15 protein-coding genes, 1 tRNA gene and 6 pseudogenes are annotated in these 25318 nt (G+C 71.5%); 16 read left to right on the top strand and 6 right to left on the bottom strand.

The annotated features are described in order from the left end of the window. Nucleotides 1-43: 43 nt before the first annotated feature. Complete coding sequence (locus QQK35_RS02550) at nucleotides 44-850, bottom strand: arginase family protein (RefSeq protein ID WP_284252630.1); 807 nt, start codon at nucleotides 848-850, stop codon at nucleotides 44-46. A 71-nt stretch (nucleotides 851-921) separates the two neighbouring features. Next, a pseudogene (locus tag QQK35_RS02545) lies at nucleotides 922-2795 on the bottom strand (phosphoenolpyruvate carboxykinase (GTP)). A 134-nt stretch (nucleotides 2796-2929) separates the two neighbouring features. Between QQK35_RS02545 and QQK35_RS02540 the strand changes: the two are divergent. Further along, nucleotides 2930-4360, top strand: a complete 1431-nt coding sequence (locus QQK35_RS02540) for a helix-turn-helix domain-containing protein (protein ID WP_284252628.1) — start codon at nucleotides 2930-2932, stop codon at nucleotides 4358-4360. 9 nt (nucleotides 4361-4369) lie between these two features. Here QQK35_RS02540 and QQK35_RS19560 read toward each other — a convergent pair whose 3' ends face one another. The 4 genes from QQK35_RS19560 to QQK35_RS02525 form a co-directional block, all read right to left on the bottom strand. After that, complete coding sequence (locus QQK35_RS19560; RefSeq protein ID WP_348534872.1) at nucleotides 4370-4879, bottom strand: glycerate kinase; 510 nt, start codon at nucleotides 4877-4879, stop codon at nucleotides 4370-4372. After that, nucleotides 4876-5454 (bottom strand): glycerate kinase, encoded by a 579-nt coding sequence (locus QQK35_RS19555; protein ID WP_348534871.1) that lies wholly within the window; start codon nucleotides 5452-5454, stop codon nucleotides 4876-4878. Before QQK35_RS19555 ends, QQK35_RS19560 begins: the two co-directional genes overlap by 4 nt. Before the next feature lie 20 nt (nucleotides 5455-5474). After that, a tRNA-Arg gene (locus tag QQK35_RS02530) sits at nucleotides 5475-5547 on the bottom strand. Nucleotides 5548-5575: 28 nt separating this feature from the next. Next, a complete protein-coding gene (locus QQK35_RS02525) occupies nucleotides 5576-6172 on the bottom strand; it encodes a trehalase domain-containing protein (protein WP_284252626.1) in 597 nt (198 codons plus the stop codon). 66 nt (nucleotides 6173-6238) lie between these two features. Between QQK35_RS02525 and argS the strand changes: the two are divergent. The 15 genes and pseudogenes from argS to QQK35_RS02455 all read left to right on the top strand — a co-directional run bounded on the left by argS (nucleotide 6239) and on the right by QQK35_RS02455 (nucleotide 25286). Further along, nucleotides 6239-7887 (top strand): annotated as a pseudogene (gene argS, locus QQK35_RS02520) (arginine--tRNA ligase). Between the two features lie 204 nt (nucleotides 7888-8091). After that, a complete protein-coding gene (locus tag QQK35_RS02515) occupies nucleotides 8092-8865 on the top strand; it encodes an LmeA family phospholipid-binding protein (RefSeq protein WP_284252624.1) in 774 nt (257 codons plus the stop codon). After that, nucleotides 8865-9881, top strand: coding sequence for an LOG family protein (locus tag QQK35_RS02510; protein WP_284252622.1), 1017 nt, complete (start codon nucleotides 8865-8867; stop codon nucleotides 9879-9881). Before QQK35_RS02515 ends, QQK35_RS02510 begins: the two co-directional genes overlap by 1 nt. A 106-nt stretch (nucleotides 9882-9987) precedes the next feature. Beyond that, entirely contained in the window at nucleotides 9988-11394 is a 1407-nt protein-coding gene (gene lysA, locus QQK35_RS02505; RefSeq protein ID WP_284252620.1) for a diaminopimelate decarboxylase, read from the top strand. Continuing rightward, complete coding sequence (locus tag QQK35_RS02500; RefSeq protein ID WP_284252618.1) at nucleotides 11391-12716, top strand: homoserine dehydrogenase; 1326 nt, start codon at nucleotides 11391-11393, stop codon at nucleotides 12714-12716. Before lysA ends, QQK35_RS02500 begins: the two co-directional genes overlap by 4 nt. Nucleotides 12717-12755: 39 nt before the next feature. Next, a complete protein-coding gene (thrC, locus tag QQK35_RS02495; protein ID WP_284252616.1) occupies nucleotides 12756-13832 on the top strand; it encodes a threonine synthase in 1077 nt (358 codons plus the stop codon). Next, nucleotides 13829-14785, top strand: a complete 957-nt coding sequence (gene thrB / locus QQK35_RS02490; protein ID WP_284252614.1) for a homoserine kinase — start codon at nucleotides 13829-13831, stop codon at nucleotides 14783-14785. The genes thrC and thrB overlap by 4 nt, the downstream gene beginning before the upstream one ends. A gap of 151 nt (nucleotides 14786-14936) precedes the next feature. Next, a complete protein-coding gene (locus QQK35_RS19550) occupies nucleotides 14937-15743 on the top strand; it encodes a hypothetical protein (RefSeq protein ID WP_431311832.1) in 807 nt (268 codons plus the stop codon). Next, a pseudogene (gene rho / locus QQK35_RS19545) lies at nucleotides 15677-16909 on the top strand (transcription termination factor Rho); the annotation flags it as partial. The gene QQK35_RS19550 and the pseudogene rho, both read left to right, overlap by 67 nt. A gap of 3 nt (nucleotides 16910-16912) precedes the next feature. Beyond that, nucleotides 16913-17994, top strand: a pseudogene (prfA, locus tag QQK35_RS02480) (peptide chain release factor 1). A 105-nt stretch (nucleotides 17995-18099) separates the two neighbouring features. Next, nucleotides 18100-20898 carry a type I restriction endonuclease subunit R gene (locus QQK35_RS02475; protein WP_284252612.1) on the top strand — a complete coding sequence of 933 codons (2799 nt, stop codon included), beginning with the start codon at nucleotides 18100-18102 and terminating at the stop codon, nucleotides 20896-20898. A gap of 59 nt (nucleotides 20899-20957) precedes the next feature. After that, nucleotides 20958-22166 (top strand): annotated as a pseudogene (locus tag QQK35_RS02470) (restriction endonuclease subunit S); the annotation flags it as partial. Beyond that, a complete protein-coding gene (locus tag QQK35_RS02465) occupies nucleotides 22144-23658 on the top strand; it encodes a class I SAM-dependent DNA methyltransferase (RefSeq protein ID WP_284252609.1) in 1515 nt (504 codons plus the stop codon). The pseudogene QQK35_RS02470 and the gene QQK35_RS02465, both read left to right, overlap by 23 nt. A 54-nt stretch (nucleotides 23659-23712) precedes the next feature. Next, nucleotides 23713-24534 (top strand): annotated as a pseudogene (locus QQK35_RS20185) (DUF222 domain-containing protein); the annotation flags it as partial. 77 nt (nucleotides 24535-24611) lie between these two features. Next, nucleotides 24612-25286: an HNH endonuclease signature motif containing protein gene (locus QQK35_RS02455; RefSeq protein WP_284252604.1), complete on the top strand. Its 675-nt coding sequence runs from the start codon at nucleotides 24612-24614 to the stop codon at nucleotides 25284-25286. The last annotated feature ends 32 nt before the right edge of the window (nucleotides 25287-25318 follow it).

Here is a 25318-nt window from a genome sequence, read left to right as displayed (position 1 = left end):
TGCCCGGTCCGGCGGGGTGCGTGCAGCCCCGAGGAGGAAGACGTCAGCTCGCGGCGCGCGAGCCGAGGGCGCCGATGATCCGCAGGATGGTGGGGCCGTCGTCCGCGAGGTCGTCCGGCCCGGCCGGCGCGTAGGCGGCGATCGTCGCGCCCGCGAGCGGGAAACGCTGCACGAGCGCCCGGATCGCCGCGACCAGCCGCGTCGCCGGCACCCCGAACGGCTCGGGATCCAGCAGGCCGCGCAGCTCGCCCGGGTCGAGCACGTCGAGGTCGATGTGCAGGTACACCGCATCCGCGCCGGTCGCCTCGACCGCCGCGACGAGCGGCTCGGCGTCCACGGCGTCGGCCGCGATCGTCGCGATCGAGGATGCCCGCGCGAAGCTCTCCTCCTCGGGATCCCAGGAACGCGCTCCCGCCAGCACGACCCGCGTCGGCGCCACGATCCCGTGATCGACGACCGAGCGCAGCACCATGCCCGCATACGCGCCCGACGGGGAGCTCGCGCCGGTGTTAAGGTCCGGGTGGGCGTCGAACCAGACGACGGCGACCTCCGGATGCCGCCCGGCCGCATGCCGCACCGCCGCGTCCGAGACGGCGCAGTCGCCGCCGATCACGACGGACGGCCCCGGCAGCTCCTCGAGCGCGTCGGCGAGCCGTTCGCGCACGAGCTGCAGCGAGCTGAACCGCGCGATCCCGGTGTTCTGCTCGTCGCCCGCCTCCAGCGGCACGGCGATCTCCCGCGTCGCCTGCGGTGGCAGGTCGCCGCGGATCGCGGCGGCCCCCTCGGCGAGGCGCATCGCCCGCGAGGAGGGCGATCCCTGCCACTGCGGCACGACCACGAAGCTCAGCATCCAACCATCACAGCAGAAATCCGCGCGGGCCGAGCGGGTCGCGCGGTCGCCGCCGCCGCGCCGACCGGTGGCTAGGCCGCGCGCAGGCGGGCGCGCAGCTCCTCGAGCTGGGCGAGCACGGCATCCGGAACCCGGTCGCCGAAGCTCGTCAGGAACTCCTCCGCGTCGTCCGCCTCGCGCAGCCAGGCCTCGGGCTCGATCGCGAACAGCCGCGCGAGGTCGGCGTCGTCGACACCGGAGCCCTCGAGGTCGAGCGCGCCGGGCGCCGGGATCCAGCCGAGCGGGCTCGCGGTCGCCTCCGCCGTGCCGTCGACGCGCTCGAGGATCCACGCCAGCACGCGGGCGTTGTCGCCGAACCCCGGCCAGAGGAAGCGGCCGTCGGCGTCGCGCCGGAACCAGTTGACCTGGAAGACGCGCGGCACCCCGCCGGAGGAGCGGAGCCGGCGGCCCATCTCGAGCCAGTGACTCCAGTAGTCGGCCATGTTGTAGCCGCAGAAGGGCAGCATCGCGAACGGGTCGCGACGCAGCTGCCCGACGGTGCCCTCGGCGGCCGCCGTGCGCTCGGACGAGACCGTGGCGCCCATGAAGACGCCGTGCTCCCAGTCCCGTGCCTCCGCCACCAGAGGCACGTTGGTCGCGCGGCGACCGCCGAAGATGATCGCGTCGATGACGACGCCCCGCGGGTCGTCCCAGTCGTCCGAGATGCTCGGTGACTGGGCGGCGCTCACGGTGAAGCGGGAGTTGGGGTGCGCGGCGGGGCGACCGGATGCCGGTGTCCAGTCCTCGCCCCTCCAGTCGGTCAGGTGCTCGGGCGTGTAATCGGTCAGCCCCTCCCACCAGACGTCGCCGTCGTCGCGCACCGCGACGTTGGTGAAGATCGTGTTGCCCCAGAGGGTCTCGATCGCGGTCTTGTTGGTGCTCACGCCCGTGCCGGGAGCGACGCCGAAGAAGCCGGCCTCCGGGTTGATCGCGCGCAGCCGCCCGTCGTCGCCGATGGCGAGCCAGGCGATGTCGTCGCCGATCGTCTCGATGCTCCAGCCCGGGATCGTCGGCTGCAGCATCGCGAAGTTCGTCTTGCCGCAGGCGCTCGGGAACGCGGCCGCGACGTGGAAGATCCGGCCCCGGGGGTCCGTCGCCTTGATGATCAGCATGTGCTCGGCGAGCCAGCCCTCGTCCCGCGCCATGACGCTCGCGATCCGCAGGGCGAACGCCTTCTTGGCCAGCAGGGCGTTGCCGCCGTACGCCGATCCGTACGACCAGATCTCGCGTGTCTCGGGGAAGTGCGAGATGTACTTCACGTCGTTGCACGGCCACGCCACGTCGTCCTGCCCCGGCTCGAGCGGGGATCCGACCGAGTGCACCGCGGGCACCCACTCGGTGCCGCGGCCGATCTGCGCGAGGGCGGCGGAGCCCATCCGGGTCATGATCCCGGTCGAGACGACGACGTAGGGGAGTCGGTGACCTGCACGCCGATCCGGGCGAGCGGGCTTCCCAGCGGGCCCAGTGAGTACGCCATGACGTACATGGTGCGGCCGCGCATGCAGCCCGCGAACAGCGGCTCGAGCGTCGCCCGCATCTCGTCGGGCGCCATCCAGTTGTTGGTGGGACCGGCGTCCGCCTCGTCGGCGGAGCAGATGAAGGTGCGGGACTCGACCCGCGCGACGTCATCGGGGTGGCTGCGGGCGACGAAGCTGTACGGGCGGTGCTCGGGGTTGACCTGGATGAGCGTGCCGCGCTCCACCATGCCCCGGATGAGCGCGTCCTGCTCCGCACGGGAGCCGTCGACCCAGACGACGTCGTCGGGGGTGGTGAGGGCGGCGATGCGGGAGACCCAGGCGACCACGCCGGGGTCGGCGCCGGCCGGTGCGGGCACGGGCGGGATGACGGGGATCGGCCCGGAGAGCGGGGATGCGGTGATCCCGCGCTCGTCGTCCACGAGGGTCATGTGCTGACTCCTTCCGGCGACGGTGGCGGATCGCCCTGCAAGATCGGTGATGCATTCCACGATCGCGCAGCAGAACCGCCGATGTGCCGCTCTCGTGGATGAAAGAATCCACGATCTTTCCGTATGATGCGCCTATGAGCGATCTTGCGACCCTCGGCCAGCGCATCCGGCACTTCCGCGGTGCCTCCGGCCTGACCCTCGATCAGCTCGGCGGCCGGGTGGGCGTCGCCGCGAGTCAGCTCTCGCTCGTGGAGAACGGCCGCCGGGAGCCGCGGCTCTCGCTGCTCGGTTCGATCGCCGAGGCGCTGGACGTGCCGGTCGCCGCCCTGCTCGATCCCGCCCCGCCCACCGAGCGCGCCGCGCTCGAGATCGAGCTCGAGAGCGCCCAGGCCAGCCCCGTGTACGCCGGGCTGGGGCTGCCGACGCTGCGCGCCGGGCGGAGCATGAGCGACGACACCCTGCGCGCGATCGTCGGCCTGCATCGCGAGCTCGCCCGCCGCTCGCGCGAGGCGATCGCGACCCCCGAGGAGGCGCGGAGGGCCAACACCGACCTGCGGGCGTGGATGAGGACGCGCGACAACCATCTGCCCGAGATCGAGGCGATCGCCGAGGAGCAGCTTTCCGCCGTCGGCCATACCACCGGCGCCCTGCAGCACCGGGAGGTGCGCGAGATGGCGGAACGTCTCGGATTCGAGCTCGTGCACGTGGGCGACCTGCCGCACTCGGCCCGATCGGTCACCGACATCGAGAACGGGCGCATCTACCTGCCGCCGGCATCCGTGCCGGGCGGGCACGGGCTCCGGTCGATGGCGTTGCAGGCGATCGCGCACCGCCTGCTCGAACACCAGGCGCCCACCAGTTACGCGCAGTTCCTGCGGCAGCGGCTCGAGATCAACTACTTCGCCGCCGCCTGCCTGATGCCGCTGCAGCAGTCCGTCGACTTCCTGCGGCAGGCCAAGGCCGACCGCAACATCGCGATCGAGGACTTCCGTGACGCCTTCGGCACGACGCACGAGTCGGCGGCGCTTCGGTTCACGAACATCGCGACGCCGCACCTCGGCATGACCTGGCACTTCCTCCGGGTCGGCGGCGACGGCGCGGTCTCCAAGGCGTACGAGAACGACGGGCTGCGGCTGCCGGTCGACGTCACCGGGTCGACGGAGGGCGAGCTCGTGTGCCGGCGGTGGGCGGCCCGCCGGGCGTTCGACCGCACGAACCGCACGACCGAGTACTACCAGTACTCCGACACGCCCGAGGGGAGCTTCTTCGAGTCCACCCAGATCGGCACGAGCGCGACCGAGGAGTTCTCGATCACGCTGGGGGTGCCGTTCGCGGAGTCGAAGTGGTTCCGCGGGCGCGAGACGACGACGCGCGAGCAGTCACGCTGCCCGGACGCCTCCTGCTGCCGTCGGCCGCCGCAGGAGCTGGCCGAGCACTGGTCGGGCAAGGCGTGGACGAGCGCCAAGGTGCACGCGCACATCTTCTCGCCGCTGCCGTCCGGAACGTTCCCGGGGGTCGACGACCGCGAGCTCTACGAGTTCCTCGAGTCGCATTCGGCGAGCTGAGCGGGTCGCTCAGCCGAGGGCGCGCGCCGCTGCGGCGCCCGCCTCCGCGAGCCAGCGCGCGGGGTCGCGCAGCGCCTCGTCGGGCGAGCCGGCCAGGTCGACCAGGGCGACGCTCCAGCAGCCGGGATCGGCATCCACCCGCCCGGAGATCACGCCGGCCCGGGCGGTGGTGCCGGCCACGAGCTCGAGCGCGTTGCCGACGGCCTTGCCGGTGCGAGAGGTCGCGTCGAAGCGCCCCTCGCCGGTGAGCAGCACATCGGCCCCGGCGGCCGCGGCCGTCAGCCCCGTGAGCTCGGCGATCGCCGACGAGCCGGGTTCGAGCACGGCGCCCCAGGCAGCGGCGAACCCGTAGCCCGTGCCGCCCGCGGCACCGGCGCCGGCCCGTTCCGGGTCGCCCCCGAGCAGCCCCGCGAAGCGCGCGAGCGCGGCGTCCAGCGCCGCCACGTCGTCGGGGCCCGCTCCCTTCTGCGGGCCGAACACCGCGGCGGCGCCGCGGGGACCGAAAAGCGGGGCGGTCACGTCGCTGAGCAGGCGCACGCCGCCGGGGGCGCCGGGCGCAGGCCGCTCCGGTCGATGCGGGCCAGCTGCGCGAGGGCGCCGCCGCCGTCCGGGATCGCGACCCCCGCCTCGTCGAGCAGGCCCAGCCCCAGCGCGGCGAGGGCGCCCGCGCCGCCGTCGGTCGACGCCGACCCGCCGAGCCCGATGACGAGCCGGGCGGGCGCCTCGTCGAGGGCGCGGCCGATGACCTCGCCGAGGCCGCGGGTCGTCGCGCCGAGCGGGTCGAGGGCGGCCATGAGCGGCAGTCCGGACGGCTGCGCGAGCTCGATCACCGCGGTGCCGTCGGGAAGGAGAAGCCAATGCCCCTCCACGGGGCGGCCGTCGGGGCCGGTGACCGGCCCGGCATCCCGCACCCTCGCCAGCGGCACCGCGGAGGCGACCGCGTCGAGCGTGCCCTCGCCGCCGTCGGCCTGGGGCAGCAGCACGAGCTCGTCGTCGGGACGCACCGAGCGCCATCCGGCCGCGATCGCGTCGGCGACCGGCGCCGCGTCGAGCGAGCCCTTGAAGGAGTCGGGCGCGATGACGATGCGCCCCACGTACGACTCCTTCATTCCGGTGCGTCTGAGAGGATTCGAACCTCCGACACCTGCCTCCGGAGGGCAGTGCTCTATCCACTGAGCTACAGACGCGAGAGGGCCAGCCTACCGCGCCGCGCCCTCACCGGAGCGCAGCGAGCACCGATGCCACGAGATCGGCGGGATCGCCGGGCTCGGCGAACTGCTGCGAGGTCAGCACGATCCAGGAGCTCTTCACGAACACGATCGCGGTGCCGGTGCCGTCGCCTTCCGAGAAGTAGCCCTCGTCGGCACCGTCGTAGGTCGGCACGAGCGTGCTCTTGTCGACCGCCTGGTTCTTGAGCGACTCGATCGTCGCCGCGTCGAGGTCCGCCACCGAGAGGTCGATCACGTCGTTGCTCGTCTCGTTCTGCCAGCGGCACGCGACGCCCTTGTACGCGGTCGCCTGTGCCGCCGCGGTCCCGGCCGACGGCTTCCACGAGGAGAGCGGCACGAAGTTCGGGTTGAAGGCGTAGATCGTGTCGGCCGAGATCAGCTGCGCGCAGCTCTTGCCGACCGGCGTGGCCACGACGCTCGTGGTCGGCGTCGGCACGGGGCTCGTGCTGGGCTCGTGTGCCGTCGGCGCGGGTGCGGTGCGGGTCGGCGAGTGGGTCGGCGCGGGCGCCGGGGTGCACCCCGCGAGCACGAGCAGGGCCGTCGCGGCGACGAGCGGGAGCAGGCGGGTGCGGGCGGAGGGCATGCCTCCGATTGTGACCGACGCTCCCCGGTCGGTCGCCGGGACACGCGACGGCTAGGCTCGATCGTCGTGAATCCGGCCGAACTCCAGGCGCTGCTGCTGCGCGTCGTCCGCCAGGTCGCCGGCCCGGATGCCGAGGTCGCCGACACCTCCGTGACGCTCGAACGGCCCCGCGACCGCGACCACGGCGACTGGGCCTCGAGCTTCGCGCTCAAGCTCGCCAAGGGCCTCGGGCGCGTGCCGCGGGAGCTCGCCACGGACGTCGCCGCGCTCCTCGTGCAGGAGGACGGGATCGCCGAGGCCGACGTCGCCGGACCGGGCTTCCTCAACATCCGGCTCGACGCCGCCGCCGCCGGTGAGCTCGCGCGCCGCATCGTCGAGCAGGGCGAGCACTACGGCGAAGGCGACCTCTACGAGGGCGTCACCATGAACCTCGAGTTCGTCTCCGCGAACCCGACCGGACCGGTGCACCTCGGCGGCACGCGCTGGGCCGCCGTCGGCGACAGCCTCGCGCGCATCTTCCAGGCGCAGGGCGGCATCGTCACCCGGGAGTACTACTTCAACGACCACGGCTCGCAGATCGATCGCTTCGCGCGCAGCCTGGTCGCCGCGCACCGGGGCGAGCCGGCGCCGGACGACGGCTACGGGGGCGCCTACATCCTGGAGATCGCCGCGGCGGTCGAGGCCGACTATCCGGGGACCTCGATGCGCTCCCGCGCGCCGAGCAGCAGGAGGCCTTCCGCGAGCTCGGCGTCGAGCGCATGTTCGGCGAGATCAAGGCCTCGCTGCACGACTTCGGCGTCGACTTCGACGTGTATTTCCACGAGGACTCGCTGCACGCCTCGGGCGCGGTCGAGCACGCCGTGCAGCGCCTGCGCGAGCTCGGTCACATCTACGAGGCCGACGGCGCGACGTGGCTGCGCACCACGGAGTTCGGCGACGACAAGGACCGCGTCGTCATCAAGTCCGACGGCGAGGGCGCCTACATCTCGGGCGACCTGGCCTATTACCTCAACAAGCGCGAGCGCGGTTTCGAGCGCAACCTCATCATGCTCGGCGCCGACCACCACGGCTATGTGCAGCGCCTGATGGCGATGACCGCCGCGTTCGGCGACGTGCCCTACGTCAATCTCGAGATCCTCATCGGCCAGCTCGTGAACCTCGTGCGCGACGGCCAGGCGGTGCGGATGTCGAAGCGCGCCGGCACGGTCATCACCCTCGAGGACCTGGTGGAGGCGGTCGGCGTCGACGCCGCCCGGTACGCGCTCGTGCGCAGCTCGATCGACTCGCAGGTCGACATCGACCTCGACCTGCTGACCCAGCGCACCAACGACAATCCGGTCTTCTACGTGCAGTACGCCCACGCGCGCACCCGCGCCGTCGCGCGCAACGCGGCCGAGTCGGGGGTCGACGACTCCGACTTCGATGCGTCCACCCTCACCCACCCCACCGAGTCGGTGCTGCTCGGAGCGCTCGCCGACTACCCGCGCGTCGTGCGCCAGGCCGCGGAGCTGCGCGAGCCGCACCGCGTGGCCCGCTTCCTCGAGGAGCTCGCCGGCCACTACCACCGCTGGTACGACTCGTGCCGCGTGATCCCGCTCGGGGAGGCGCCGGTCGAGCCGGTGCACCGGGCGCGGCTGCGGCTGAACGAGGCGACCAGTCAGGTGCTGCGCAACGGCCTCGGCCTTCTCGGGGTGAGCTCACCGGAGCGCATGTAGCACTCCTGCGCCCCCGGCGGCCCCAGGCCCCGGCGGCCACGCCCGCCGGCGGCCACGCCCTCTTCCGAAGTGCAGGACCGGGCGGCGCTGGATCCCGCAGTTGCGGCCCCCGCCGCGCCGGGCGGCATCCCAGATCCTGCATTTCGGAAAGGTGGGCGGGGTAGCGTGCGTGGCAGGCGGAGATCGCGCATGTAACGTCGTCGCGTGAGCGACACGGCGACCGCCCCGAGGAAGCGGCACCGCACATGGCCGTGGGTGCTGCCGATCCTGCTGGTGCCGCTGGTGCTCGGCGTGATCTACGCGGGGGATGCCATCGGCCGCCCGATCGCGCAGGAGCTCGTCGCGCAGAAGATGGCCTCCGCGCTCGGGGTCGCGCCGGGCGACGTGCGGGTCGAGTTCGCGCCGGCGCCGCTGCCGCTCCAGCTGCTCGACGGTCGCGTCGACACGGTGGACGCGACCGCGAAGGACGTCGCCCTCGGCCCGATCACGGCCGACACCACCGTGCATGCCGACGGCGTCCCGCTCGACCAGTCGACGGCCGTCGATGCCCTGTCGGTCGTGGTCACCATCGACCAGGGCCACCTCGACCAGCTCGCCAAGGCGTTCGGGGGCGGCTACGTGCGCTCGATCGCGCTGAAGGCGCCCGACGTCACGGCGACCGGCAGCGTGCCGGTGCTCGGCGTCCCGGTGCCGCTCGGCGTCTCTCTGACGCCCGGCGCGGTCGACGGCCGGCTCGGTTTCACGCCGACCGCCGTCCAGGTCGCCGGCCAGACGCTGACCATCGATCAGCTGCGGCAGAGTCCGCAGCTGCGCGGGTTCGCCGACACGCTCGGCGCGCAGCAGACCGTGTGCATCGCCGACCACCTCCCGAAGGCGGTGACGGTGCGCTCGGTGAAGGTCGTGGGCTCCACGCTGGTCGCGACGGCGACCGGCGACGGGGTCGTGCTCGCGCAACTCGGCGTCAAGGGCACCTGCTGATGGGGAGGTCCGGGGCCCCGGAGGGCGACTGGTCGCAGCTGCCGTTCACGCCGATCCGGAACACGGTCTATGCGCCCGAGGAGCTGTTCGCCGGCTTCGACCCCGACCGCCCGGAGAGCTACGCCGAGACGATGGACTTCCGGGCGTTCCGCTGGTTCGTCGCGACCGGCCGCTCGACCCCGACCGAGCCGTACCCCGCGATGATGCGCGCGCTGCACGACTCGTCGCTCACGCTCGACGTCGGCCGGCTCATCGCGGGCGAGCGGGTCGTCGGCATCATGGGCGGGCACCAGCTGCCGCGCACCTCCGACGACTACCACCGGGTCGCCGAGCTCGGCCGCACCCTGGCGCGGCGCGGGATGCTCGTGCTCACCGGCGGCGGACCGGGCGCGATGGAGGCCGCCCACCTCGGGGCCGCGCTGTCGCGCCGGGCGGACGCGGAGCTGGCATCCGCGATCTCGACGCTCGAGGCGATGCCGGTGATGCCGCGGATCCAGGCGATCGTGGCCGAGGACGGCCGCGTGCACGACCGGCTGGTGCGCGAGGCGCACGCGTGGATGGCGCCCGCCTGGGCGATGAGCCGCGCGATCGCCGACCCGGGGCCCTCGCTCTCGATCCCGACCTGGCACTACGGTCACGAGCCGACGACCCCGTTCGCGCCGCGGATCGCGAAGCTCTTCCAGAACTCGATCCGCGAGGACGGCCTGCTCACGATCGCCCGGCAGGGCATCGTCTTCACCGCGGGCAGCGCCGGCACCGTGCAGGAGGTGTTCGAGGACGCGGAGCAGAACTTCTACGCCGCGACCCCCGACGACTTCGCGCCGATGATCTTCCTCGGCCGCGACTACTGGACGCGCACGCTGCCCGTTGCACAGCTCATCGACACGGTGTTCGCGACCGCGGAGCCGATGGTGGTGCGGGAGGCGACGCGTCGCATCCTCGTCACCGACGATGTCGCGGAGGCCGTGGCGCGCCTCGCGGAGTTCGACCCGCACCGCTCCCGCCTCGAGCGCTGACCCGCGGATTTCGTGCACCGGCCGGCTCGGTAAGCTGATCGACGGTCTCAGGGGCCAATCCGGGCCCGCTCGCCTCACTCCCGTACGACTACCCGTGTGAGGTTCCGTGTCCGCGAACCCGCTCGCGCCGGGGTGGCTCGCCCATCCCGACGACGCGAACGCGCTCGACGCCCGTGTCTGGCCGCGTGGCGCGCACCGCGACGATGCGGGCGAGCTGACCGTCGCGGGCGTCACCGCGGGCGCCCTCGCCGCCGAGTTCGGCACCCCGCTCTACGTTCTCGACCAGGATGACGCGCTCGCCCGTGCCGCGGAGTTGCGTGACGCGTTCGGCGCCGCGTTCCCGGCCGGAGCGACCGTCTACTACGCAGGCAAGGCGTTCCTCAGCATCGAGGTGGCGCGCTGGATGACGGGCGCCGGCCTCAACATCGACGTCGCGTCCGGCGGCGAGCTGGCCGTCGCCCTCGCGGCCGGGGTCGACCCCGCGCGCCTGGGCCTGCACGGCAACAACAAGAGCCTCCCCGAGATCGACCGAGCGGTCGAGGTCGGGGTGGGCGCGATCGTCCTGGACAGCGTCGTCGAGGTCGAACGTGTCGCCGAGGCGGCCCGCCGCCACGGGGTCGTGCAGAACGTGCGGCTGCGCATCAACTCCGGCGTGCATGCGAGCACCCACGAGTACCTGGCGACAGCACGCGAGGACCAGAAGTTCGGCATCCCGATCGCCGACGCGGTCGAGGTGGTGGCGGGCATCCGGGAGCGGCCCGAGCTGCGCTTCCTCGGGCTGCACTCGCACATCGGATCGCAGATCTTCGAGTCCGCCGGCTTCGGCGAGGCCGCCCGCCGGCTGCTCGAGCTGCACGCCGCCCTGCGGGCCGGCGGCGAGGTGCCCGAGCTGAACCTCGGAGGCGGCTTCGGGATCGCCTACACGAGCGCCGACGACGTGGTGCCGATCGCGACGATCGCGGGCGAGCTCGCGCGGGTCGTGACGGGGGAGTGCGAGCGGCTCGGCATCCCCGTGCCCCGGATCGCCATCGAGCCGGGCCGCGCCGTCATCGGCCCCGCCGGGCTGACCCTGTACGAGGTCGGCACGATCAAGGACGTGCTGGTGCAGACCGAGTCCGGTTCGGCGGTGCGGCGGTACGTGAGCGTGGACGGCGGCATGAGCGACAACGTGCGCCCTGCCCTGTACGCCGCCGACTACACGGTCCGGATCGCCGGCCGCGCCTCCGACGCCGACCCCGCGCTGGTGCGGGTGGCCGGCAAGCACTGCGAGTCGGGCGACATCGTCGTGCGCGCCGACTACCTCCCGGGTGACGTGCGCCCCGGCGACCTGCTCGCGGTTCCGGCGACCGGCGCCTACTGCTGGTCGCTCGCGAGCAACTACAACTACCTCGGCCGCCCGGCGGTCGTGGCCGTGAAGGACGGCGCCGCGCGAGCGATCGTGCGGCGTGAGACGGAGGACGACCTGTTGTCGAGAGATCTCGCCCCTCGTTCCGAGCCGCGGTCCCGCGCATGATCGAGTACCGCGATCTGCGCATCGCGATCCTCGGCGCCGGCTCGGTCGGCGCCCAGGTGGCGCGCCTCCTGCTCGAGCACCGTCAGGAGCTCTCCGACCGCGTCGGCGCCGGCCTGCAGCTCGTGGGCGTCGCCGTGCGCGACCTCGACGCTCCACGCACGGCCGAGATCCCGCGCGAGCTGCTGACCACCGACGCGCGCTCGCTCATCCTCGGCGCCGACATCGTGATCGAGCTCATGGGCGGCATCGAGCCGGCCCGCGAGTACCTCGCCCTCGCGCTCAACTCGGGTGCCGACGTGATCACCGCCAACAAGGCACTGCTCGCGACGCACGGCCCGGAGCTCTTCGAGATCGCGGAGCAGGTCGGGGCGCAGCTGTACTACGAGGCGGCGGTCGGGGGCGCCATCCCGATCATCCGGCCGCTGCGCGACAGCCTCGCGGGCGACCGGGTGCGCCGGATCCTCGGCATCGTCAACGGCACCACCAACTACATCCTCGACCGCATGGACACCGAGGGCGACTCGCTCGAGGAGGCGCTCGACGCCGCCACGCGGCTGGGCTACGCCGAGGCCGACCCGACCGCCGACATCGGCGGTTTCGACGCGGCGCACAAGGCGGCCATCCTCGCGAGCCTCGCCTTCCACACGACCGTGCCGCTGGATGCCGTGCACCGCGAGGGCATCGAGCACGTCACCCACGCGCAGGTCGAGGGCGCCAAGCACGCCGGGTACGTCGTGAAGCTGCTCGCCGTGTGCGAGCGGCTCACCGACCCGGAGACCGGGGCCGAGGGCGTGAGCGCGCGCGTGCATCCGGCGCTCGTGCCGATCGGCCACCCGCTCGCCGCGGTGCGCGGAGTCAACAACGCGGTGTTCCTCGAGGCGGAGGCCGCGGGCAGCCTGATGTTCTACGGCGCCGGTGCCGGCGGCGTCGAGACCGCGTCGGCCGTGCTCGGCGACCTCGTCTCCGCGGCCCGGCGGCACGTCATCGGCGGTCCGGGCATCACCGAGTCGACGCACGGCGAGCTGCCGGTGCTGCCCATCACGAGCGTGGTCACGCGCTACCAGATCACGCTCCAGGTCGCCGACCGTCCGGGCGTGCTCGCGACGATCGCGACGATGTTCAGCGACCACGGGGTCTCCGTCGAGGCCGTGCAGCAGTCGGTGCCGGAGCAGGCGGCGGAGGGGGAGCCGGATGCCACCGCTACCCTGGTGATCGGCACGCACCGGGCGACCGAGGCGGCGCTCGCGGCGACCGTCATGGCTCTGCGGGCCGGCGACGTCGTCACCGAGGTGACCAGCGTGCTGCGAGTAGAGGGTCTGTAGAGATGGCGGTGCGGTTCTAGTGGCACAGGTGGTCCTCCGATGACGCAGTGGCGCGGGGTCCTGCGCGAGTACGCGGACCGGCTCGACGTGACCGACGCGACGCCGATCGTGACGCTCGGTGAAGGCGGCACGCCGCTCATCCCCGCCCCCGCGCTCGAGCGCCGCACCGGCGCGAAGGTGTGGGTGAAGTTCGAGGGCATGAACCCGACGGGCTCGTTCAAGGACCGCGGCATGACGATGGCCGTCTCGAAGGCGATCGAGCACGGCGCGAAGGCCGTCATCTGCGCCTCGACCGGCAACACCTCGGCATCCGCCGCCGCCTACGCGATCCACGGCGGCATCACCGCCGCCGTGCTCGTGCCCGAGGGCAGGATCGCCCTGGGCAAGCTCGCGCAGGCGATCGCGCACGGCGCCGAGCTCATCCAGATCCGCGGCAACTTCGACGATGCGCTCGAGATCGCGCGCGAGCTCGCCGAGGGCTATCCGGTGCACCTGGTGAACTCCGTCAACAACGACCGGATCGAAGGGCAGAAGACCGCCGCGTTCGAGGTCGTCGAGGTGCTGGGCGACGCGCCCGACTTCCACTTCATCCCGGTCGGCAACGCGGGCAACTACACCGCGTACACCCGCGGTTACCGCGAGGACTTGGCCGCCGGCGCCTCGACCCGGATGCCGCGCATGTTCGGCTTCCAGGCCGAGGGTTCCGCGCCGATCGTCACGGGCTCCGTCGTGAAGGACCCCGACACGATCGCGAGCGCGATCCGCATCGGCAACCCCGCCTCGTGGCACCTCGCGATCGAGGCGCGCGACGAGACCGACGGGTACTTCGGCGCGATCAGCGACGCGAAGATCCTCGAGGCGCACCGCATCCTCTCCTCGGAGGTCGGCGTCTTCGTCGAGCCGGCGTCGGCCATCAGCGTGGCCGGGCTGCTGGAGCGCGCGGAGGCGGGGGTGATCCCTGCGGGATCCACCTGCGTGCTGACGGTCACCGGCCACGGGCTGAAGGACCCGCAGTGGGCGCTGAAGACCCTCGACGGCGCCGACGTGCAGCCCACGGTCGTCGATGCCGAGACCTCGGCCGTCGCCGGGGTGCTGGGCCTCGCGGTGCCGGTGTGACCGCAGCCGGCTCCGGATCGGTGCCCGCCGGACGCGCGGTGCACGTGAAGGTGCCCGCGTCGACCGCCAACCTCGGGCCGGGCTTCGACACGCTGGGCCTCGCGCTCTCGCTGTACAACGAGCTCGACGTCGAGGTGCTGAACGGGCCGGGGCTCGAGATCTCGGTCGAGGGCGTCGGCGCCGACGATGTGCCGCGCGACGAGTCGAACCTCATCTGGCGCTCGCTCGCACACACCTTCGCGTGGGCCGGTGTCGGGGTGCCGGGGCTGCGCATCGCGGCCCGGGATGCCATCCCGCACGGCCGGGGGATGGGATCGTCCGGCGCGGCGATCGTCGCGGGCGTCATGGCGGCCAAGGGCCTGCTCGAGGGGATCGTGGAGATCGAGGCGGGCCGGGCGCTCGCGCTCGCGACGGAGCTGGAGGGGCATCCGGACAACGTCGCGCCCGCCCTGTTCGGCAGTCTCACGATCGCGTGGATGGCGCCGGAGGGCCCGCAGCACAAGCGCCTCATGGTGCACCGCGGCGTGTCGCCCCTGGTGGCCGTGCCCACGGCGACGATGTCGACCGCGCTGGCCCGCAGTCTGCAGCCGACCTCGGTGCCGCACGAGGACGCGATCTTCAACGTGTCGCGCTCCGCGCTGCTGATCGCGGCGCTCATCCAGAGCCCGGAGCTGCTGCTCGCCGCGACCGAGGACAAGCTGCACCAGAGCTACCGGGCGAGCGCCATGCCGGAGACCGACCGGCTCATCCGGATGCTGCGCGGGCACGGCCTGGCCGCCGTCGTCTCCGGGGCCGGCCCCGCGATCCTCGTGCTGGGCAGCGATCCCGCGCAGCGGCTCGAGGCGCAGCGGCTCATCGCGGCCGAGGCGGCGTCGGTGTGGGAGTGCCTCCTGCTCGCCGTCGACTTCCGTGGTGCTACAGTGGTGCCGCACTCGATCGACGCCGTGGCCTGACCCGGCGGCGGGTGCTCTTCCCACCGGCACCCGCCATCTGCGTCGCGCGTTCACGCGCCCGTGGGGCGTGTGCCTGATCCCCGGGCTGATTCTGCACCCGGGTTGAAAGGACCACCCCGTCGTGACCGACACCCGTGCGGAACTGACCCGTATGCGCCTATCCGAACTGCAGGCGCTGGCGGCCGAGCGCGGCCTCGTCGGCGCGTCGCAGCTGCGAAAAGGAGAGCTCGTGGACACCCTCGTCGAGAACGGGACGCCCGATCCCGAGAACCAGGATGCCGCGGTCGAGCTGACCCTGCCCGATGCTCCGGTGGAGGCCGCAACCGTCGAGGCGCCGCTCGCGGACGCTCCGGTCGCGGAGGCGCCGGCGTCCGAGGACACCGTGCCGGCCCGTCGCCGCTCGCGTCGCGCCACCGCGACGACCGAGGACGCGGCGACGCTCGCCGCGCAGGCGGACGCCGCCCGCGCGGCCGCCGTCGAGAACGCCGAGGCGATCGCCGGAGCGGTCGACGGCGCGGAGGGCGCGGACGAGGCCGAGGGCTCGACGGTCGCCGCCGCCGATGCCCCCGAGGTGCCGATCGACCTCGACAGCCTGCTGCCCGGGGTGACCTCCGGCGCCGACGACGGCGAGGAGGGCGTGGCGGTCGTCGCCGCAACCGCAACCGCGGTGGCCAGAACGGCCAGAACCAGAACGCCCAGAACCAGAACGGCCAGAACCAGAACGGCCAGAACCAGAACGGCCAGAACCAGAACTCCCAGAACCAGGGCGGGCAGAACCAGGGCGGCCAGAACCAGCGCGGCCAGAACCAGGCCGGCCAGAACCAGGGCGGCGACCAGGACAAGAACCTCGAGCAGGACGGCGAGGGCCGCCGCTCGGGCCGCTACCGCGATCGCAAGCGCGGCCGCGGCGCCCAGAACGACGAGATCGACCCCGAGATCAGCGACGACGACGTCCTGATCCCCGTGGCGGGCATCCTCGACGTGCTCGACAACTACGCGTTCGTGCGCACGACCGGCTACCTGGCCGGACCGAGCGACGTCTACGTCTCGCTCGGCCAGGTCAAGAAGTACAACCTGCGCAAGGGCGATGCCGTCGTCGGCGCGATCCGTCAGCCGCGCGAGGGCGAGCAGCCCTCGAGCCGTCAGAAGTACAACGCGATCGTCAAGATCGACTCGGTCAACGGACTCCCGGTCGAGCAGGCCGGCGAGCGCGTCGAGTTCGGCAAGCTGACGCCCATCTACCCGAACGAGCGCCTGCGGCTCGAGACCACGCCCGAGAAGCTCTCGACGCGGATCATCGACCTCATCGCGCCGATCGGCAAGGGCCAGCGCGGCCTCATCGTCGCGCCCCCGAAGGCGGGCAAGACCCTCATCCTCCAGGCCATCGCCAAGGCCATCGCGGTGAACAACCCCGAGGTCCACATCATGGTCGTGCTCGTGGACGAGCGTCCCGAGGAGGTCACCGACATGCAGCGGTCGGTGAAGGGCGAGGTCATCGCCTCCACCTTCGACCGCCCCGCCGAGGACCACACGACCGTCGCGGAGCTCGCGATCGAGCGCGCCAAGCGCCTCGTCGAGCTCGGCAACGACGTCGTCGTGCTGCTCGACTCGATCACCCGGCTCGGCCGGGCCTACAACCTGGCGTCCCCGGCATCCGGTCGCATCCTCTCGGGCGGCGTCGACGCGTCGGCGCTGTACCCGCCGAAGCGCTTCTTCGGCGCCGCGCGCAACATCGAGGGCGGCGGCTCGCTGACCATCCTCGCGACCGCGCTCGTGGAGACCGGATCGAAGATGGACGAGGTGATCTTCGAGGAGTTCAAGGGCACTGGCAACTCCGAGCTGCGCCTCTCGCGCCAGCTCGCCGACAAGCGCATCTTCCCGGCGGTCGACATCTACGCGTCGAGCACCCGTCGCGAGGAGGAGCTGCTCTCGGCCGATGAGGTCAAGATCACCTGGCGCCTGCGCCGTGCGCTGGCCGGTCTGGAGCTGCAGCAGCAGCTCGAGGTCGTGCTCGGCAAGCTCAAGGAGACGAGCTCCAACACGGAGTTCCTCGTGCAGATCCAGAACTCGCTGCCGGCCAACGGCAACGGACACGCGCACGGCGCCCCCGGCCACAAGGAGTAGCCGGTGTTCGAATCGGTCCAGTCGCTGCTGGCCGAGCTCGAACAGCTGCAGGAGCAGCTCTCCGACCCGGCCATTCATGCGGATGCCGGGCGGGCCAAGCGGGTCAACCGCCGGTACGCAGAGCTGAGCCGGATCGCCGCCGCCTACAGCGGCTGGCGGGAGGCGGGGACGACCTCGCGGCCGCGCGCGAGCTCGCGAAGGAGGACGCCGCCTTCGCCGAGGAGGTGCCGGCGCTCGAGGAGCGGCTGGCGGCATCCACCGAGAAGCTGCGCCACCTGCTGATCCCGCGCGACCCGGACGACGGCCGCGACGTGATCATGGAGATCAAGGGCGGCACGGGCGGCGAGGAGGCGGCGCTGTTCGCGGCCGACCTCCTGCGGATGTACATCCACTACGCCGACTCGAAGGGCTGGAAGACCGAGCTGCTCGAGCAGGACCAGACCGACCTCGGCGGCTACACGAACGTGCAGCTCGCGGTGAAGTCGAACGCGACCGACCCGGCCGAGGGCGTGTGGGCACACCTCAAGTACGAGGGCGGGGTGCACCGCGTGCAGCGGGTGCCGGTCACCGAGTCGCAGGGGCGCATCCAGACCTCGACGGCGGGCGTGCTCGTTTTCCCGGAGGTGGACGAGCCCGAGGAGGTCGCGATCGACCAGAACGACCTGCGGATCGACGTGTTCCGCTCGTCGGGGCCGGGTGGGCAGAGCGTGAACACGACCGACTCGGCGGTGCGGATCACGCACATCCCGACCGGGATCGTCGTGTCGATGCAGAACGAGAAGTCGCAGATCCAGAACCGCGAGGCGGGCATGCGCGTGCTGCGCGCCCGGCTGCTCGCGAAGCAGCAGGAGGAGCTCGCGGCCGCCGAGGCGGATGCCCGGCACTCCCAGATCCGCGGCATGGACCGCTCGGAGCGGATCCGCACCTACAACTTCCCCGAGAACCGGATCGCCGACCACCGCTCCGGCTACAAGGCCTACAACCTCGACCAGGTGATGAACGGGGCGCTCGAGCCCGTCGTGCAGTCGCTCATCGCCATGGACGAGGAGGAGCGCCTCGCGTCGATCGGGGATCAGGGCGCCTGAGCGGGTCGAGCGGCACCCTGAGCGGGTCGAGTAGCGGCGCAGCCGCGTATCGAGAACCCCCGACGCGGCACACCGCCTCCTGCCCAGGTAAGCAAGAATCGGGTTATGCACACCGCCGCCGAGCTCGCCCTCGCGGCCGAGCAGCGGGCACGGGTGCGCATCGACGCGCAGCTGCGGGAGTCAGGCTGGGACGTCCAGGATGCCAAGCAACTCAACCTGTTCGCCGGTCCCGGCGTCGCGGTGCGCGAGGTCGTCATGGCACCGGGGCACGGTCGCGTCGACTACCTGCTCTATGTCGACAGGGAGGTCGTGGGCGTCATCGAGGCCAAGCCGGAAGGCACGACTCTGTCGGGCGTCGAGTGGCAGTCCGCGATGTACGCGAACGGCCTGCCCGAGGCGCACCGCAAACGCTCCATCCAGCACGACGGGCGCCTGCCGTTCGTGTTCGAGGCATCCGGGTCCGAGAGCCACTTCACCAACGGAATGGACCCCGACCCCCGCGCCCGGAGGCTGTTCCAGTTCCCGCGACCCGAGACGCTCGCCGCGCTCGTGCGCGACGGCCGAGCGGCCGGGGATGGCCCGGCGACGTGGCGCGGGAAAGTACGGCGACTGCCCCCGCTCACGACCGAGTCGCTGCGACCCGCGCAGATCACGGCCGTCGACGGCATCGAGCGGTCGCTCGCCGAGCAGCGCTTCGACCGCTCGCTCGTGCAGATGGCCACCGGGGCCGGCAAGACGTTCACCGCCGTCACCGAGGCGTATCGCCTGCTGACCTGGGGCGGCTTCCGGCGGGTGCTCTTCCTCGTCGACCGCAACAACCTCGGCGACCAGACCCTCGGCGAGTTCCAGAACTACCGAACGCCCGGAGACGGGCGCCGCTTCACCGAGCTCTACGCGGTGCAGAAGCTCACGGGCGCCGGAATGCTGGCCTCGTCGAACGTCGTGATCTCGACCATCCAGCGGGTGCACCGGGTGCTGCAAGGGCGTGAGGTGGTGGACGTCGACGATCCGGGCGTCGACGACTTCGTGCCGGATGCCCCGGTCACCGTCGCCTACAACCCGGAGCTGCCGCCCGAGGCTTTCGATCTGGTCATCGTCGACGAGGCGCACCGCTCGATCTACGGCGTCTGGCGCAGCGTCCTCGAGTACTTCGACGCGCACGTGGTGGGCCTCACCGCGACTCCCACGAAGCAGACGTTCGGCTTCTTCCAGTCGAACCTGGTGAGCGAGTACACCTATCCCGAATCCGTGGCCGACAACGTCAACGTCGACTTCGACATCTACCGCATCCGGACCCGCATCACCGGCGAGGGCGACAGGATCGAGGCGGGGACTTTCGTGCCGAAGGTCGATCGCCGTACCCGCGAGAAGCGGATCGAGGCGCTCGACGACGACCTCGTCTACACCTCGGGTCAGCTCGACCGCGCCGTCACCTCGACGTCGCAGCTCCGGCTCGTGCTCAAGACCTTCCGCGATCGGCTCTTCACCGAGATCTTCCCCGGCCGCTCCACGGTTCCGAAGACGCTCATCTTCTGCAAGGACGACAACCACGCCGAGGAGGTCGTGACGACGGTCCGCCAGGTGTTCGGCCGGGGCAACGACTTCGCCGCCAAGATCACCTACAACGCGAAGGACCCGAAGGGCGCGCTGCAGGCGTTCCGCACCTCACCGACGCTGCGCATCGCGGTCACGGTCGACATGATCGCGACCGGCACCGACGTCAAGCCGCTCGAGTGCGTGTTCTTCATGCGGGATGTGCGCAGCGCCCAGTACTTCGAGCAGATGAAGGGGCGCGGCGCCCGCACCATCGCGCAGGCCGACTTCCGCGCCGTCACGCCGGATGCGGTCGAGAAGACCCGCTTCGTGATCGTGGATGCCGTGGGGGTGACCGAGCACGACTTCGTCGAGCCGCCGCTGAACCGCGAGAAGGGCGTCTCGCTCGAGAAGCTGTTGCAGCGGGTGGCGAACCTGACGATCACCGAGGACGAGACGGCCACGCTCGCCTCCCGCCTGTCGGCGCTGGAGCTGCAGCTCACCCCCGCCGAGCGCGCCGAACTCGACGAGGTGGCAGGCGGGTCGCTGCGCGGCATCGTGCAGGGGCTCGTGCACGCGGTGTCGGTGGATGCGCAGGCCGAGGCGCTCGCCGCGGCCGGGCTCGACCTCGAGGCCGCGAGCGAGCCGGCCCGGATCGCGGTGGTCGACCGGCTCATCGAGGCGAGCGTCGAACCGTTGGTCGCCAATCCGGAGCTGCGCTCGCGCATCCTGGAGCTGCGCCGCAGCCACGACCAGGTGATCGACGAGGTGAGCGTTGACGAGCTCCTCGGCGCCGGGGGAGTGGTCGACACGGACCGCGCCCGCACGATCGTCGAATCGTGGCGCGACTACCTGGACGAGAACCGCGACGAGATCGCCGCCATCCAGCTCGTCGACGAGGCGCGCCGGAGCGGGGCGGGTCACGTGAGCTTCGCCGCCATCCAGGAGCTCGCCGAGCGGATCAAACGCCCGCCGCACAACTGGACGCCGGAGGTGCTGTGGACGGCGTACGAGGCGGTCGAGAGGAGCCGTGTGCGCGGGTCGGGGAACCGGCAGCTCACCGACCTGGTCTCGCTGCTGCGGTTCGCGCTCGGGGCCGACGCGGAGCTGGTGCCGTTCGCGGACGCCGTCCACGCGCGGTACGCGGCGTGGCTCGCCCAGCAGGAGCAGGAAGGCGTCGTGTTCACCGACGCGCAGCGCTGGTGGCTCGACCGGATGGCGGAGGTGGTCGCCTCGTCGGCGGAGCTGACACCCGCCGACCTCGAGCTCGCGCCGTTCAGCGAGCGCGGCGGGCAAGCGGGCGCGGTGCAGGCGCTCGGAGCGGGTGCGGCGGCGTACGTGCGGGAGCTGGGCGAGGTGCTGGCAGGGTGACGTGGCCACGGAAGAGACTGGCTGACCTCGGGAAGTAGTGGTACGGAGGCTCTACCCCGTCGAAGGACAATTCCGCCTACTGGACGGGCGGGACGATGCCGTGGCTTTCGCCGAAAGACATGGGTGACGAGGTCCTGGTTCAAACACGCGATCACGTCACGGCGGCCGCGGTCGATGACGGTCGCGCGAAGGTGGTTCCCGCGGGATCGGTGGCCGTGGTCGTCCGGTCGGGAATTCTCGAACGCACGGTGCCGATCGCCATCGTCCCGTTCGAGACGACCCTCAACCAGGACATGAAGGCGATCGTTCCGTCGTCCGATGTAGACGTTCGATGGATCGCGTGGGCGCTTCGTTCGCAGGAGCGGCAGATCCTGGCAGGGGACCGTAAGTCGGGTACCACCGTTGCCTCGCTCGACTCGGGCACGTTTTCGTCGCGGACGATTCCGGTCCCGCCCCTGGCTGAGCAGCGGCGGATCGTCGATATCCTTGAGGGCCACCTGAGCCGCCTCGATAGGGCGGAAGAGTTGTTTGAGCACGCCGTCGCCGGGGCGGGCATCATCGCGCGGCGCTATGGCGACGTGTTACTCACCTCCGTCCGCGACCCGATCCGCCCGCTCGGCAAGCTCCTTCGGGAGCCGATGCGAAACGGCATCTCGGCTCCTGCGACCAAGGCCAGTAGTGGTGTGCGAACACTGACGCTCACAGCCGTGACCAAAGGCGAGTTCACGGAAGCGAACACCAAGTTGACGAGTGCAGATCCGGCCAGGGCGGTTGGATTGTGGCTCGAGAAGGGTGATGTTCTCGTCGAGCGGTCGAACACGCCTGAACTCGTGGGCACGTCGGCGATGTATCGGGGCTCTCCAGAGTGGGCCATCTTCCCCGACCTGATGATCCGGGTAAGGGTTGACGGTGCCATCGTCGTCCCCGAATACCTTGAGCTTGTCTTGCAGAGCTCGGTAACGCGGCAATTCTTGACCTCGCACGCGAAGGGGCTGGCGGGGTCCATGCCCAAGATCGACCAGCCGACGCTGGCGAGGGTGAGTGTTCCGCTCCCGCCTATTCCTGCCCAACGCGAGGTCGTCGACCGATGGCGTTCGCTGCGCGAATCCAGCTTGCGGTTACGAAGCGCCATCACGGTATCGCGCACCCGCTCCGCATCCCTCCGCCGCGCCCTCCTCACCGCCGCGTTCTCTGGCCGGCTCACGGGACGCGCATCCGACACCGACCGAATTGAGGAACTGGCCGATGCCTCCCACGACACCCGCTGAGGCGAAGCGGCTCGTCGACAAGCTGTGGGCGTACGCGAACGTGCTGCGCGACGACGGCGTCGGCACGATCGACTACACCGAGCAGCTCACCTATCTCCTCTTCCTCAAGATGGCGCACGAGCGGGCGATCCTGCCGTTCGCGGACGAGGCGCCGATCGTGCCCGACGAGTTCTCCTGGCAGAGGCTGCTCGACGCCAAGGGCGAAGCGCTCGAGCTGGAGTACAACCGCATCCTGACGGAACTCGGCAAGCAGCCCGGCACACTCGGGGTGATCTTCCGCAAGGCGCAGAATCGCATCCAGGACCCGGCCAAGCTCAGCCGGCTCGTGCACGATCTCATCGACAAGGAGAGCTGGCTCGCCACCGGCGTCGACATCAAGGGCGACGCCTACGAGTCGCTGCTGGCGAAGGGTGCCGAAGACGTCAAGTCGGGGGCCGGCCAGTACTTCACGCCGCGCGCTCTCATCGACGCGATCGTCGACTGCATCCGCCCCACCATCGACGACACGATCGTCGACCCGGCGGCCGGCACCGCGGGGTTCCTGCTCGCGGCACATGCGAAGGTCGAGGAGGATGATCCGGCATCCTTCACCCCGCCGCAGCGCGAGAAGCTGCGCAGCTCGCTGGTCCACGGCGTGGAGCTGGTGGATGGCACGGCGCGCCTCGCCGCCATGAACCTGCTGCTGCATGGTGCGGGCGATCCGCGCGGCGACAGCCTCATCGAGGTGAAGGACTCGCTCATCGCCGACCCCGGCATCCGGTGGTCGGTCGTGCTGTCGAACCCGCCGTTCGGGCGCAAGTCGTCGATCACCGTGATCGGAGCTGACGGACGCGAGAGCCGCGACGACATCGCCATCGAGCGCCCGGATTTCGTGGTCACCACCTCGAACAAGCAGCTCAACTTCCTGCAGCACATCGCCACGATCCTCGACACGCCGGGACGCGCCGCGGTCGTGCTGCCCGACAACGTGCTGTTCGAGGGCGGCGCCGGCGAGACGTTGCGGCGCCGGATGCTGCGCGACTTCGACCTGCACACGATGCTGCGGCTGCCGACCGGCCTGTTTTACGCGAATGGGGTCAAGGCCAACGTGCTGTTCTTCGACAAGAAGCCCGCCCGTGCGGACGGCGGCGCATGGACCGAGAAGCTGTGGGTCTACGACTTCCGCACCAACGTCCACTTCACTCTGCGCCAGAACCCGCTCACGCGCGCCCACCTCGACGACTTCGTCGACGCGTTCGCGCCGGGCCGGCCGCGGGATGAGCGGGTCGAGTCGGAGCGGTTCCGCGCATTTGGCTACGACGAACTGGTCGCACGCGACAAGGCGAACCTCGACCTCACATGGCTCCGCGACGAGTCCCTGGAGAACCTCGACGAGCTGCCGGCGCCCGAGGTGATCGCGCGCGAGATCGTCGACGACCTCACGGCGGCGCTCGCGGAATTCGAGGCCGTGGCGGCGGCGCTGGAGGCAGCCGAACCTTCAAGCGACGATTGAATCGGGTTCTCCACCTCACTCGAACAAACGTTCGAATCTCGCTAGAATAGGGGTATGTCCCGCCCCTCGCTCACCACGTTCGTTCGGTTTGCCGATGCCGACGCGATGATCGCGGCTTCCATGGAGGCGGCGGGGACGGATGCTGCTGCGTCACTCGAGGAGTCGTTCGGCGGCGCCGAGCCTGACGACGCGCCACCGTTGGGCGACCTTCTCCAAGAGGCGCTCTCGGGTCTCGCGTGGTTCTCCCGACCGTTCGCCGACGCGGCGCGGCTGCGGGGCGCGAGCGATGACGAGCTGCTGCAGCTCGCGAGCGTCGTGGCCGACCAGGCGGGCGTCGTGCAGGCGCAGCAGGCGCTCATCGCGGGGGAGATCGCCCAGCGTTCGCGCGCCGAGCTGGGTCTGCGGGGGCTCGCCCAGTCCCGAGGGCACCGCACGCCCGCCGAGCTTGTCCGCACCGCCGCGGGAAGCACGCTGCGCGATGCGCGGCAGGCGGTGGAGGTGGGGGAGCTGCTCGTCGAGACAAAGCAGCTCCCGCACCCCGCGACGGGGGAGGTGCCGGTGCCGTCCGCGCCCTGGATGTCGTGCGTGGCGGAGCGTGTCGTCGCGGGGCGGCTCTCCCCGGAGAAGGCGACGGCGATCCGGCGCGGGCTCGGTCTGCCCGGTGTCGGCATCGATGCCGCAGCGCTCGCCATGGCCGCGAGCATGCTGCTCGGTGAGGCCGAAGCACTCGATGCCGATCGGCTGCACACGCGGGCACGCGAGGTGCGCGACGAGCTCGATGCCGCCGGCGTCGCCGAACGCGAGGCGCGGCGCCGCGAGCAGCGCTCGTTCCGGCTGCATCGCCAGAGCGACGGGATGACGCGGGCCGTGTGGCTCATGGATCCCGAGACCGCAGCGCTCGTCACCGATGTCGTCGACCGCGCCACCTCCCCAAGCTCGGCGGACCCCGTTTCGTGCGCGCCGACGAACGGGCGCGGGCCGAGCGCATCGAGCGCGATCCGCGCACGGCGGAGCAGTACGCCTCCGACGTGCTCGTGGAACTGTTGCGCCTGGGCCACACGGCCGACCCGCAGCTGCTCGGCGGTGACGAGCCTCCCGCCGTCCGGGTGCTCGTCACCGGTGCCGACCTCGCGTCGGGCCGGGGATTCGCCCAGATCGAAGGTCAGACCGCGCCCGTCTCGACCGCGACCGCCGAGCGGCTCGTCTGCAGTTCCGGTCAGCAGGTGATCGTCTTCGATCCCGACGGGCGGCCGCTCGACGTCGGCCGCGCCTCACGGCTCTTCACCCGCCGACAGCGCCGGGCCCTTCACGCCCGCGACGGTGGGTGCATGTTCCCCGGCTGTGAACGACCACCGTCCTGGACGGAAGCGCACCACATCCGGCACTGGGTACGGGATCGCGGGGGATCGGACATCGACGACGGCATCCTCCTGTGCCGGCACCATCACCGGCTCGTGCACGACCAGGGGTGGGAGTTCCAGCGCGCGATGGATGAGAACGGCATCCGATACGAACTGATCCCGCCCACCTCGATCGACGCCGCACAGCAGCCGATCGCGCTCCGGACCCGCAGCGCCGCTTACCGACGACTGCAGGAGCGTGCCGTCGGTTCGCCCGCGGCTCCGTAGGCTGGTTCTCGCCCATGAACACGACGACCTCC

It is taken from the genome of Pseudolysinimonas kribbensis (assembly GCF_030161895.1).
GTDB classification, from domain to species: Bacteria; Actinomycetota; Actinomycetes; order Actinomycetales; family Microbacteriaceae; genus Pseudolysinimonas; species Pseudolysinimonas kribbensis.
The sequence above is the reverse complement of the archived record's forward strand: the minus strand, read 5'-3'. Positions and strand labels throughout refer to the sequence as shown.